The 12447-nt window shown below is 65.3% G+C and carries 10 protein-coding genes; 6 read left to right on the top strand and 4 right to left on the bottom strand.

The window, feature by feature from the left end; genetic code table 11:
• Positions 1-98: 98 nt before the first annotated feature.
• Positions 99-1052, bottom strand: coding sequence for a RimK-like protein (locus tag QX128_RS30250; protein WP_316239346.1), 954 nt, complete (start codon positions 1050-1052; stop codon positions 99-101).
• A gap of 288 nt (positions 1053-1340) precedes the next feature.
• Between QX128_RS30250 and QX128_RS30245 the strand changes: the two genes are divergently transcribed.
• From QX128_RS30245 to QX128_RS30220, 6 genes are all read left to right on the top strand, one after another.
• On the top strand, positions 1341-2114 hold the full coding sequence (locus tag QX128_RS30245; protein ID WP_315715287.1) for a ferredoxin--NADP reductase: 774 nt from the start codon (positions 1341-1343) through the stop codon (positions 2112-2114).
• Positions 2115-2324: 210 nt separating this feature from the next.
• Positions 2325-3890, top strand: a complete 1566-nt coding sequence (locus QX128_RS30240; protein WP_316239345.1) for an acyl-CoA synthetase — start codon at positions 2325-2327, stop codon at positions 3888-3890.
• A gap of 213 nt (positions 3891-4103) precedes the next feature.
• Positions 4104-5729, top strand: coding sequence for an FMN-binding glutamate synthase family protein (locus tag QX128_RS30235; protein WP_315800535.1), 1626 nt, complete (start codon positions 4104-4106; stop codon positions 5727-5729).
• An 81-nt stretch (positions 5730-5810) separates the two neighbouring features.
• Complete coding sequence (locus QX128_RS30230) at positions 5811-6497, top strand: RNA polymerase sigma factor (protein ID WP_316239344.1); 687 nt, start codon at positions 5811-5813, stop codon at positions 6495-6497.
• Between the two features lie 96 nt (positions 6498-6593).
• Complete coding sequence (locus QX128_RS30225) at positions 6594-7115, top strand: DUF4142 domain-containing protein (RefSeq protein WP_315800533.1); 522 nt, start codon at positions 6594-6596, stop codon at positions 7113-7115.
• 9 nt (positions 7116-7124) lie between these two features.
• Positions 7125-7442: a cupredoxin domain-containing protein gene (locus tag QX128_RS30220; protein ID WP_316239343.1), complete on the top strand. Its 318-nt coding sequence runs from the start codon at positions 7125-7127 to the stop codon at positions 7440-7442.
• An 11-nt stretch (positions 7443-7453) separates the two neighbouring features.
• Here QX128_RS30220 and QX128_RS30215 read toward each other — a convergent pair whose 3' ends face one another.
• The 3 genes from QX128_RS30215 to QX128_RS30205 form a co-directional block, all read right to left on the bottom strand.
• A complete protein-coding gene (locus QX128_RS30215) occupies positions 7454-8755 on the bottom strand; it encodes a nitrate/sulfonate/bicarbonate ABC transporter ATP-binding protein (protein WP_316183142.1) in 1302 nt (433 codons plus the stop codon).
• Positions 8756-8769: 14 nt separating this feature from the next.
• Complete coding sequence (locus tag QX128_RS30210; protein ID WP_315800909.1) at positions 8770-10503, bottom strand: ABC transporter permease subunit; 1734 nt, start codon at positions 10501-10503, stop codon at positions 8770-8772.
• A 459-nt stretch (positions 10504-10962) separates the two neighbouring features.
• Entirely contained in the window at positions 10963-12273 is a 1311-nt protein-coding gene (locus QX128_RS30205; protein ID WP_315800530.1) for a hemolysin family protein, read from the bottom strand.
• Between the last annotated feature and the right edge of the window lie 174 nt (positions 12274-12447).

Genomic DNA, 12447 nt, shown 5'->3' with positions numbered 1-12447 from the left:
TTGACAGTATACTGTTTATTTTGGACCGGAGACTAATCCCTCATCTCGATCGAGGCCAGCGAAATCTTATTGTTGGAGATCGGGCCGCCGGCCGCAGGTCATTTCGGTGGGCCTCTGCCGAAGATCGCGTCGAGCGCGGCGAAATAGGTGCTCTCGACCAGCTCCGGCGCATGCCGGCCGAGCGCCTCCATCTTCACGCCCGAATTGATTTCGAGCACCTGCCAGCGTCCATCGGCGAGCACGAGGTCGACCGATGCGTAGCGGATGCCGATGACGCGGGCCGCCGCGGTGGCGAGCGCGGCACAGAGGTCCCGCTGTGCGCCGGGTTCGAGCAGCACGGGCTGAGCCCCGAATTCGAGATTGTGCCGCCAGCTCAGCAGGCGCTGCTCGCCGTGCGGCACGACGGCGCGCAGGGCAGACGCGTCGAATTCGGCGTCGAGGCGCCGCAGGAGTTGTGCGTGCCCCGCGGCCGGAGTGGCCGACAGCGCGAGGTCGAGCAGCGACTTCAGGCCGTCGCCGGTCACGATGGGGCGCAGCTTGCGATAGACAATCATGGATGCGTCATCGAGCTGCACGACACGGACCTCGTCGACGATATCCATGAGCGGCGCGATCGCGACGTTCGCGCCGGTCTCGAAAATGCCGTTCACCGCGTGCAGCAGCTCATCCTTCCCGGTGACGCGGACCACCGATCGTCCCGAGGTGCCCTCGTTGGGCTTGACCACCAGCCCGCGCGGATGGGTTTCGAGCAGCGCCAGCACGGCCTCGGCCGTCTGGCCGGACCGGCCGCCGAGGGCTGGAGCCAGAAAGAATACGTGTGGAACCGCGGCAATCCCATCGGCTCTCAGCAGCGCCGAGGTCGCCGCCTTGTCACACGCCAGTCTGTGCGCCACCGCACTGTTCAGGCCGAGATCGTAGCCGAAGATCAGGTGACGCCGGGTGGCATCCTCGAGCACCTGCAACCAGCCGTCTTCCCGCACGTCGAGCGCGATGCCTCGTTCGGCGCAGTAGCGGGTGACGGCGGAGAGCTGGGTCTGCGGATGGTTAATCATTGCTCAAGGATTGGGCCGGAGATGCGGAATTAAAGTGCTGGAAAATCGGAATCTCGGCAAGTAAATTACCCATATCGTTTGTGTACGAATGAACGGCCGATCGAGGCGATTCCGGGCATCAGCCGGCATGCATTTGATCGTGATCAATGGTGCGTCCACGCGGGTTGATTATTCGCTGTTTTCACGTACATCAGGCGCCGAAATCGCTGGATCTATAGGGTTTTTGCGGTCCTGCCTCCGTCACGACTTGTTTCTTCCAACTTCAGCCCACGTGAAAAAACAAACGACATGAGCGCGTTCTATAAAGAGAAAGTTCTTTCCGTTCACCACTGGACGGACACCCTGTTCTCCTTCCGAGCCACCCGCGATGCGGGCTTCCGCTTCCAGAATGGTCAGTTCGCGATGATCGGCCTTGAGGTCGAGGGCCGCCCGCTGCTGCGCGCCTACAGCATGGCGAGCGCCAATCACGAGGAGGAACTCGAGTTCTTCAGCATCAAGGTGCAGGACGGTCCGCTGACCTCCCGGCTGCAGAAGATCAAGGAAGGCGACACCATCCTGGTCGGCCGCAAGGCGACCGGGACGCTGATCCCCGACAACCTGCTGCCCGGCAGCCGGCTGCTGCTGCTGTCGACCGGCACCGGCCTTGCCCCGTTCGCCAGCCTGATCAAGGATCCCGACGTCTACGAGCGTTTCGAGAGCATCGTGCTGGTCCACGGCTGCCGCCAGGTCGCCGAGCTCGCCTATGGCGAGAGCGTCGTCGCCAAGCTGCGCGAGGACGAGCTGTTCGGAGAGCTGCTCGACGGCAAGCTGCAGTATTATCCGACCGTCACCCGCGAGCCGTTCCGCAACCGCGGCCGCATCACCGACCTGATCTCGTCGCAGCAGCTGTTCAACGATATCGGCCAGCATGAGCTCGATATCGCCAAGGACCGCATCATGATGTGCGGCAGCCCGGCGATGCTGGAGGAGCTCAAGACCATGTTCGAATCCCGCGGCTTCCTCGAAGGCAGCGGCAACGAACCCGGCCATTTCGTGATCGAGAAAGCGTTCGTCGAGCGCTGAGCCGCCAAGCTTCCGACTTTGACACTTTCGAAAGAGCGCCTCGACGCAATCGGGGCGCTCTTTTCGTTGGCAATATCCTCCTTGCGCGTTTCGAAGCGGCCGTGCGATTTTCGGCAGCAAGACCGGACCTGCAGACGTCCGGCGCGACACAGGGAGGGGACTTGGATTGCCCGAGCGGCGGCCATCCCCGATACAATGAGGGGTACGGCCATGGATTCCATCGTTCGCAGACAGACGCTCGGTGACCTCCTGCGGCGGAGCGCGGCGCGCACGCCAGGCAAGACGGCGGTGATCTGCGGCGATACGCGTTGGACCTACGCCGAGTTCAACGCCATCGTCGACCGCCTCGCGGCCGGCCTCGCCGCGCGCGGCGTCGGCAAGGGCGAGCGGGTCGCCATCCTCGCGCGCAACTCTCATGCCTTTGCCGCCCTGCGCTTCGCGCTGGCGCGGCTCGGCGCTGTCCTGGTGCCGATCAATTTCATGCTCAAGCCGGAGGAGGTCGCCTACATCCTCAAGCATGCGGGCGCGCGGCTGCTCGCGACCGACAGCGGCTTTGCCGGCGTGGCACGTGCTGCCAAGGCGCTGGTGCCGGCGGTCGAGCAATTGATCTGGCTGCCGTCGGAAGGTTCGAGCGAGCGGCAGGCCGACATGATCGATTTTGCCGAGCTCGCGGCCTCGACGGCGACGGTGCCTGCCGTCGAGATCGCCGGAGGCGACGTCGCGCAGATCGTCTACACTTCCGGCACGGAGTCGCTGCCGAAGGGCGCGATGCTGACCCATGACGCCGTCATTTGGCAGTATGTCAGCTGTATCGTCGATGCCGGCATTTCCGCCGACGATGTCACCCTCCACGCGCTGCCGCTGTATCACTGCGCGCAGCTCGACGTGTTCTTCGGGCCGTCGATCTATGTCGGCGCCACCAACATCATCACCGCGTTTCCGACGCCGGACAATCTGCTGCCGCTGATCGCGAAATATCGCATCACCTCGTTCTTCGCGCCGCCGACGGTGTGGATCTCGATTCTGCGCTCGCCGCTGTTCGAGACCACCGACTTGTCCACTTTGCGCAAGGGCTATTACGGCGCCTCGATCATGCCGGTCGAGGTGCTGCGCGAGCTGGCGCAGCGGCTGCCGAAGGTGCGTCTGTGGAACCTGTATGGCCAGACCGAGATCGCGCCGCTGGCGACGATGCTCGGACCCGACGATCAATTGCGCAAGCCGGGCAGTTGCGGCCGCGCCGTGCTCAACGTCGAGACCCGGATCGTCGATGACGACATGAATGATGTCGCCCCGGGCGAGGTCGGCGAGGTCGTACACCGCTCGCCGCATCTGATGCTCGGCTACTTCCATGACGACGAGCGCACTGCCGCCGCCTTCCACGGCGACTGGTTTCATTCCGGCGATCTCGCGACCATCGACGACGAAGGCTACATCACCATCGTCGACCGCAAGAAGGACATGATCAAGACCGGCGGTGAGAACGTCGCCAGCCGCGAGGTCGAGGAGGCGCTGTATCTGATTCCGGAAGTGTCGGAGGTCGCCGTCGTCGGCCTGCCGCATCCACGCTGGGTCGAGGCGGTCGTGGCGATGGTCGTGGTCAAGTCCGGCTGCGAGCTGACCGAGGAGGTGGTGCTCAAGCAGGCCTCGGCACGGCTCGCCACCTTCAAGACGCCGAAACGGATCGTGTTTGTCGATGCGCTGCCCAAGAATCCCAGCGGCAAGCTCTTGAAGCGTCAGTTGCGCGAGGCGCATTCGGGGCTGTTTGCGGAGGGGTAAGCAGCTGCCTTTGGCGATCGCGTGTCTCGGCGGGGAGGCGCCGAGGCCGCTACGGCGCTGCGGACCGATCTCGCAGTGCCGCAGCCGATAGCCTAGGGCTATCGACGTTGTGATATCATCGATGGCCGATTGCGCGCGCTTGTGTAACGATTGCTTCGCGATATCAGTACTATCGTGACACCGGATCTTCCACGAGCTGCCCCGAGGCCTCCCATGGATACGCTGCTGCTCCCGTTTTCGCCGCGCTTCATCGTGCTGACGATCTGCGCCACGGCGACCGCCCTGCTGCTGATCCTCGGTATCTACGACCGCAAGATCTTCGATCTCGTCCTGATCCCGCTGCTGATCTTCGGTGCGCTCACCCTGCTCGGCATCCGCGATCTCGTGCAGAAGAGCCACGCAGTGCTGCGCAATTATCCGATCTCGGCGCATATGCGGTTCTTGCTCGAAGAGATCCGGCCCGAGATGCGGCAGTATTTCTTCGAGAGCGAAAAGGACGGCATGCCGTTCTCGCGCGACACCCGCGCGGTGGTCTATCAGCGCGCCAAGATGGAGCTCGACAAGCGCCCGTTCGGCACCCAGGAGGACGTCTACCGCGAGGGCTACGAATGGATGCACCATTCGATCGCGCCCAAGCCGCATGCGGAGGAGAAGTTCCGCATCACCATTGGTGGTCCGGATTGCACCAAGCCGTATTCGGCCTCGGTGTTCAACATCTCCGCCATGAGCTTCGGCGCGCTGAGCCCGAATGCGGTGCGTGCCCTCAATGGCGGGGCGAAGAAGGGCGGCTTCGCCCACGACACCGGCGAAGGTGGCTTCAGTCCCTATCACGCCGAAATGGGCGGCGACATCATCTGGGAGATCGGCTCCGGCTATTTCGGCTGCCGGCGTCATGATGGCACGTTCGATCCCGAGGCGTTCACGCGGGTCGCGAGCCACGACCAGATCAAGATGGTGGAGCTCAAGATCAGCCAGGGCGCCAAGCCCGGCCATGGCGGGGTGCTGCCGGCCGCCAAGGTGTCCGAGGAGATCTCGAAGATCCGCGGCGTCTCGATGGGCGAGGATTGCATCTCGCCGCCGGCGCATCGCGCGTTCTCGACGCCCATCGGCATGATGCAGTTCATCGGCGAGATGCGGCGACTGTCGGGCGGCAAGCCGGCCGGCTTCAAGCTGTGCATCGGCCACCCCTGGGAATTCCTCGCGATCTGCAAGGCCATGCTGGAGACCGGCATCTATCCCGACTTCATCGTGGTCGACGGCAATGAAGGCGGCACCGGTGCCGCGCCGCTCGAGTTCATGGACCATCTGGGCATGCCGATGCGCGAGGGCGTCAGCTTCGTGCACAATGCGCTGGTCGGCCTTGGCATCCGCGACCGCATCAAGATCGGCGCCTCCGGCAAGATCGCCACCGCGTTCGACATGGCGCGCGCGATGTCGATCGGCGCCGACTGGTGCAACGCGGCGCGCGGCTTCATGTTCTCGCTCGGCTGCATCCAGTCCTTGAGCTGCCATACCGACAGATGCCCGACCGGTGTCGCCACCCAGGATCCGACGCGCGCTCGCGCGCTGGTCGTCCCGCACAAGCTCGACCGCGTCTACAACTATCATCACGCGACCCTGCATGCGCTGGCCGAGCTGCTCGCCGCCGCCGGTCTCGAACATCCGCAGGACCTGCGGCCGATCCACTTCTCACAGCGGACGTCGACCACTGAGGTGTCCTCGTTTGCCAAGCTGTATCCGGCGCTGCGTCCTGGCGAGCTGCTCGACGGCACCCAGGACGTCCGCTTCCGCGACGCCTGGGCGATGGCGCGAGCCGATACGTTCGCGGCGGTGCAGTAAAACGCCTTGCGTGATTGTTCTTGGGAACCTTCCGGCTCCAATTCCATCTAAGCCACGCGTGCTCAGCTTGGATGATCGACAATGCCTTGGACCACAGCGACCACAGTCTCCGCGGCGACGAGCGGCGAGGATGACCTGATCCGACGGGCAAAAGCCCGGGACGAGACCGCCATCCGGGCCATCCTCCAGGCCAACAACCGTCGCCTGTTCCGGATCGCCCGCGGCATCCTGTGCAATGACAGTGAGGCGGAGGACGTCGTGCAGGAGACCTATGTCCGGGCGCTCACCCATCTCGACGAGTTTCGCGGCCAGTCCAGCCTGTCGACCTGGTTGGTCCGCATCGCAATGAACGAGGCGATGGGACGCCTGCGCGGACAACGGCCCGCACTGCAACTGGATGTGCAGCACCAAGACAGGCCAGGGGCCGAGGTGATCCAATTTCCCGCCACGTCGAGCGATCCGGAGAAGTCTGTGGCGCAGCGCCAGATCCAGGCCGTCGTCGAACGGGCGATCGATGACCTGTCCGAGCCGTTTCGCCTGGTGTTCATCGCCCGCGTGATCGAGGAGATGAGCATCGACGAGACGGCGGACTTGCTCGGATTGAAGCCCGAGACCGTGAAGACGCGCTTGCATCGCGCCCGCGGCATGTTGCGCGAGAACGTCGAAAAGGAGATCGGTCCCGTCCTTCTGGACGCGTTTCCCTTCGCCGGCCCGCGTTGCGAGCGGCTGACCGACGCCGTGCTCGATCGTCTTCGACGTCCGGCGTGAAGATTCCCGGGAACGTCGGCTCCCGCTTTTCATCCAATCCCTGTGCAGCCATTCACCCGCCGGCCACGAGGTCCGGCGCCACAGGAGATGAGAACCATGTTCAAGCATATCGGCACGATCGCCGTCGCGCTCTGCGTCACGAGCAGCGCCGCCCTGTCGCAGGGCGCCAAGCTCAGCGATCCGCAGATCGCGCATATCGCCTACACAGCCGGCGAAATCGACATCAAGGCGGCGAAGCAGGCCTTGGACAAATCCGGGAGCAAGGAAGTCAAGGAGTTCGCCCAAGGCATGGTGCGTGACCACGAGGCGGTCAACAAGCAGGCCCTCGCCCTCGTCAAGAAGTTGAAAGTCACGCCTGAGGATAACGACACCAGCCGCGCACTGTCGAAGCAGGCGAGCGAGAAGCTCGACGAGCTCGGCAAGCTCAAGGGCGCGGCCTTCGACAAGGCCTATATCGCCAACGAGGTCGCCTACCACAAGACGGTGAACGGCGCGCTGGAGACGCAGCTCATTCCGTCCGCAACCAACGCCGAGCTGAAGGAGTTGCTGCAGACCGGCCTGAAGCTGTTCCAGGGCCACGAGCAGCACGCCGAGCATGTCGCGGCGGATCTGAAGTAGGACGATCCGATGCTGTCGGGACGCATCACTCTCGTGAGCATGGTTGTGCTCGCCGCCGTGAGCGTTCCGGCGCGCGCGGCCACGATCCGGATCGTGGTGGACAAGCTCGAATTCTCGCCGGCCGCGGCTTCGGCCAAGGTCGGCGACACCGTCGAATGGGTCAACAAGGATGCGCTGGCTCATACGGCGACGGCGCGGGATGGCGCATTCGATGTCATTTTGCCGCCGAGCAAGACGGTGAGTTCGGTCCTCAAGAAGGCGGGCACGGTCGACTACTACTGCCGCTTTCACCCCAACATGAAGGCGACCCTGACGATCGCGCCGTGACGCCGCTGGCCTCAATGCGGGTTTTCCAGGCTGAAGGTCTCGGATTGCTCGTCATAGGCAAACAGCTCGGCGTAGCGGCCCCATGATACGATGGTGTGCAGCGTCTCGTCGGCATAGTGCTCGGACATGTAGTCCTCGAGCTCGATGCGGAAGCGCGCGGCCGGCGCGGCGTGCGAGGGGCGGTCGTCGAGCACGCGGCGGATCAGCCCCATCAGCGGCACGTTCTCCATCAGATGCTGCGCGAACAGCTTCTTGCGCTCGTCGGTCTCCTGATGCGCGAACCGCCGTCCGGCCTCGGTCAGGGTCAGATCGCCTTCGCTGAGCTGGGCGAAGCGCAGGAGCTGCAGCGCCTCGGCCAAGGGAAAGATCTCGTCGACCTCGAGCTGCAGATGGCCCGCCAGCACCGGCAGGTCGGCATGCCCATTATAAGGTTCGCCGGCGAGCGTCTCGATCAGGCCCGAGATCGAGTTCGACGACACGTGGCTGAGCACCATGCCGACGCCGGCGCTGGCGGTGCTCGGCAGCTTCGGCTCGGGCCGCTGCGTCATGCGGGCATAGAGACTGTCGACGAGCTGGCGGAACGCCGGATCGAGCCGGTTGCGCGGATGCGGCAGGTCGACCTTGAACTCGGCGGCGACGCGGCCGGGATTGGACGAGAACACCAGGATGCGGTCGCACATCAGCACCGCTTCCTCGATGTTGTGCGTCACCATCAGCACCGACTTGATCGGCAGCCGCCCGTCGGTCCAGAGATCGACGAGGTCGGTACGAAGTGTCTCGGCGGTCAGCACGTCCAGGGCCGAGAACGGCTCGTCCATCAGCAGCAGGTCGGGATGCACCACCAGCGCGCGGGCGAAGCCGACGCGCTGGCGCATGCCGCCGGAGAGCTCCTTTGGAAAAGCGGATTCGAAACCGTCGAGACCGATCAGGTCGATCGCGGCCAGCGCGCGCTTGCGCCGCTCGGCGCTGTCGACACCGAGCGCCTCGAGGCCGAGCTCGACGTTCTGCAGCACGGTCAGCCAGGGAAACAGTGCGAACGACTGGAACACCATGGCGACACCAACGGGCGGGCCGGCGATGATCTCGCCGCGGCAGCGCGCTTCGCCCGAGGATGGCGACACCAGGCCGGCGATGATCCGCAGAAGCGTCGACTTGCCGGAGCCGGAGCGTCCGAGCAGGCCGACGATCTCGCCGGCGCGGATCGTGAGGTCAACCTTCTCCAGCACGACGAGATCCTCGCCGCTGCCCTTGGGAAACAGCCGGCTGACGCTCTTGATCTCGATCAGCGATGAGTCCTTGACCTGGTCGCGCATGACAATTCTCCCGGTCAGCCGAGCCGCAGCCGGCGTTCGCCGAAGGCATAGAGCGGCCGCCACAGCAGCCGGTTGAACAGAGTGACGAGAATGCACATCACGGCAATGCCGAGCACGACGCGCGGAAAGTCGCCGTGCTCGGTGGCCGCAGCGATGTAGGCGCCGAGCCCGCTTGCGGTGAGATGGGTATCACCCCAGCTCGCGACCTCGGCGACGATCGCCGCGTTCCACGAGCCGCCGGAGGCGGTAATGGCGCCGGTGATGTAATAGGGGAAGATTCCGGGCAGCACGACCTTGAACCACCAGCGCCAGCCGGTGAGATGCAGGCTCGCGGCGGCCTCGCGCAGGTCGGTCGGGAAGGCGCTGGCCCCGGCGATGACGTTGAACAGGATGTACCACTGTGTGCCCAGGATCATCAGCGGGCTCAACCAGACATTGGCGTCGAGGCGAAAGCGCACGATGAGCACGACGAACACCGGGAAGGCGAGGTTGGCCGGGAAGGCGGCGAGGAATTGCGCCAGCGGCTGGATGCGCTCGGCGAGCTTCGGCCGCAGCCCGATCCAGACGCCGACGGGCACCCACATCAGCGACGCCAGCGCGATCAGCACCGCGACGCGGATCAGCGTGATCAGGCCGTAGCCGATCGCGGTGAGGACGTCGGTGAGCGCCAGCGTCGCCGAGAGATAGAGATAGGTCTTCCAGCCGGCATAGACGCAGCCGAGGATGACCACGGCAAGCCAGAGACCGTCGACCATCTGCGACGGCGGCGCGTGGCGCACGGGGCCGCTCCAGGCTTTCGGCCAGTTGATCCGCAGGTTCGAGAAGGTGCGGTTGAGCGCAGCGAACGGCATCGACAGCGAGCGCAGGGCGCGGGTGCGCCGGAACAGATCGAGCATCCAGGAGGTGGGCGGATTGCCGGAGGCGGTCTGCTCGAAGCGGAATTTGTCGGCCCAGGCCACGATCGGGCGGAACAGCAGCTGGTCATAGGCGGTGATGACGAGCAGCATGGTCAGCAGCGCGGCGCCGATCGCCGCCAGATCCTTCTGCTGAATGGCGAGCGCGACATAGGAGCCGATGCCGGGCAGGGTGACGGTGGTGTTGCCGACCGTGATCGCCTCCGACGCCACGACGAAGAACCAGCCGCCGGACATCGACATCATCGCATTCCATATCAGGCCGGGCATCGCATAGGGCACGTCGAGCCGCCAGAAGCGCTGCCAGCCGGAGAGGTGGAAGCTGCGCGTCGCCTCCTCCAGGTCCTTCGGCACGTTGCGCATCGATTGGTACATGCTGAAGGTCATGTTCCAGGCCTGGCTGGTGAAGATCGCGAACACGCAGGCGAGCTCGGCGCCCAGCACCTGGCCCGGAAACAGGTTCATGAAGAACACGACGGTGAAGGTCAGGAAGCCGAGGATCGGTACCGACTGCAGGATGTCGAGCAGCGGGATCAGCACGATCTCGGCGCGCCGGCTCTTGGCCGCGAGCGCCGCATAGACGAAGGTGAAGACGAGCGAGCACGCGATGGCGAGCAGCATGCGCAAGGTGGTGCGCAGCGCGTAGAGCGGCAGGTTGGACGGATCGAGCGAGACAGGGGCGGTGTCGAGCGCGGACAAGGGCTGGGTGGTCTGCTCGCCGCCATAGACGATCAGCACCATCGCGCCGACCACGATGATCAGCGCGACGACGTCCCAGATATTGGGGCGCACGGTTTCGCGCAGCACGGTCGTCCTGATGTCCCGGAGCAGCATCGGCATGTCTCGTCTGGTCGGCCGCAACCATCGGCGGAGGCTGCGGACGTGGCCGTGTCATGGCTTGAGGGCTGGTCGGCCGGACAGTGCCGGCCGAATCCGCACCCTAAGTGCCCTGTGTGATGGTTTGATATCAAGCGGAGCGGTCGGGATCCGGCCTCTCGGTCCGGCCTATCAAAGGATACGCAGGCAGCCTCTTCACGTTCCCGCGACGAGGCTAGTCGAACGCAGATGCGGCTTGGCTTGGGGCTCCATCGGTACGGAGACGCCGGGTCACATCTGTCGCGCCGACGACGGTCAGCGCCTCCCCCGCTTGCGGGGGAGGTCGCATCGCATCGTCAGGTGCGATGCGGGTAGGGAATGCTCCGGGAGCGACTGCCGCTGTGGCGCCCCCACCCCAACCCTCCCCCGCAAGCGGGAGAGGGAGCGCACTGGTCGGGCCGCAGCAGTGGGGCTCAATCACCCCACGTTCGGCTCGCCGCCGTCCGGCGCGAGCCTCGTCGCCAGGATCTTGTCGATGCGGCGGCCGTCGAGGTCGATGATCTCGAAGCGCCAGCCTTGCAGCTCGAAGCTCTGGCCGACCTCGGGCACGCTGCCGAAGTGCTGCAGCACGAGGCCTGCGACGGTGTGATAGCCGCGATGCGGCGGCACCTCGATCGCCAGCACGTCGGCGAACTCGTCGAGTTGCATCCAGCCGGAGACCAGCAGCGAGCCGTCGTCACGGCGGACGCAGGCCGGCTCGGGCGGGCCCTCCTCGGAGGAGAACGCGCCAACGATCGACTCCAGGATATCCGCCGCGGTCACCACGCCTTCGAACGCGCCGTATTCGTCGTGCACCAGCCCCATATGCACGGGCGCCACCTTCAGGATGGCGATCACGTCGCGCGCATCGACGGTGGACGGAATGATCGGCACCTCGCGCACCAGGCTGCGCAGGTCCGGCGTCTCATCGCGCAGATACGCCGCCAGCAGGTCCTTGGCTTGCAGCACGCCGATCGGACGGTCGCGCTCGCCGTCCGACACCGGCAGGCGCGAATGCGGGCTCTTGGCGAGCAGTTCGCGAATGGCCTTGGGGTCGTCGTTGAGGTCGACGACGTCGACCTCGGGCCGCGGCGTCATGATGGCGCCGACCGGACGGTCGCCGAGCCGCATCACGCCGGCGATCATCTCCTTCTCGCCTGGCTCGAGCACGCCGGCGGTCTCGGCCTCGCGCACCAGATGGTGGATCTCCTCTTCGGAAACTTTCTCCTCGGCCTCGCCGGAGCGGCCGAGCAGCGTCAGGATCAGCTTGCCGGAAAGGTCGAGCAGCACCACCAGCGGCAGCGACACCTTGGCGAGCAACTGCATGGCCGGCGCGACGCGGACGGCAATCGCCTCGGGATCACGCAGCGCGAGCTGTTTCGGCACCAACTCGCCGACGATCAGCGTGGCATAGGTGATAATGGTGACGACGAGGCCGACGCCGACGATGTCGGCGACCGAAGCCGACAGGCCGAGCTCCAGCAGCGATTGTGTCAGGCGCTGGCCGAGCGTGGCGCCGGAGAATGCGCCGGAGAGCACCCCGACCAGGGTGATGCCGATTTGCACCGTCGAGAGGAACCGGCCGGGATCGGACGCCAGCGCGAGCGCCCGACGGGCGCCGGAAACGCCCTTTTCCGCCAGCAGCGCCAGCCGCGCGGGACGCGACGACACGATCGCGAGTTCGGACATGGATAACAGTCCGTTGACGACGATGAGGACGACGATGATGGCGAGTTCGACGGAGAGCATTTCGACCTTGTCTGGCGCCCGGAGGGGCAGGATGGGGACAGGTCCTAGCATATGGGGACGGCAAGCGCCCAATGCCGGTGTGCGGAGGTGGCGTGCATGGGAGGGCTGAAAGTGGGAGGCTGGTTCGCTTGAGGCACGGGCAGCTCCTGAACCTCCGGTATGGGTCCCGGCGAA

Origin of the sequence: Bradyrhizobium sp. SZCCHNR1015, assembly GCF_032489875.1 — a bacterium.
Lineage (GTDB): Bacteria > Pseudomonadota > Alphaproteobacteria > Rhizobiales > Xanthobacteraceae > Bradyrhizobium.
This window is presented reverse-complemented; position numbering and strand designations above follow the sequence as displayed.

Bases quoted from the DNA above. Each gene is read 5' to 3' on its own strand.
- QX128_RS30210 (WP_315800909.1), bottom strand. From the start codon at position 10,503: ATGCTGCTCCGGGACATCAGGACGACCGTGCTGCGCGAAACCGTGCGC.
- QX128_RS30225 (WP_315800533.1), top strand. From the start codon at position 6,594: ATGTTCAAGCATATCGGCACGATCGCCGTCGCGCTCTGCGTCACGAGC.
- QX128_RS30245 (WP_315715287.1), top strand. From the start codon at position 1,341: ATGAGCGCGTTCTATAAAGAGAAAGTTCTTTCCGTTCACCACTGGACG.
- QX128_RS30240 (WP_316239345.1), top strand. From the start codon at position 2,325: ATGGATTCCATCGTTCGCAGACAGACGCTCGGTGACCTCCTGCGGCGG.
- QX128_RS30205 (WP_315800530.1), bottom strand. From the start codon at position 12,273: ATGCTCTCCGTCGAACTCGCCATCATCGTCGTCCTCATCGTCGTCAAC.
- QX128_RS30215 (WP_316183142.1), bottom strand. From the start codon at position 8,755: ATGCGCGACCAGGTCAAGGACTCATCGCTGATCGAGATCAAGAGCGTC.
- QX128_RS30230 (WP_316239344.1), top strand. From the start codon at position 5,811: ATGCCTTGGACCACAGCGACCACAGTCTCCGCGGCGACGAGCGGCGAG.
- QX128_RS30220 (WP_316239343.1), top strand. From the start codon at position 7,125: ATGCTGTCGGGACGCATCACTCTCGTGAGCATGGTTGTGCTCGCCGCC.
- QX128_RS30250 (WP_316239346.1), bottom strand. From the start codon at position 1,052: ATGATTAACCATCCGCAGACCCAGCTCTCCGCCGTCACCCGCTACTGC.
- QX128_RS30235 (WP_315800535.1), top strand. From the start codon at position 4,104: ATGGATACGCTGCTGCTCCCGTTTTCGCCGCGCTTCATCGTGCTGACG.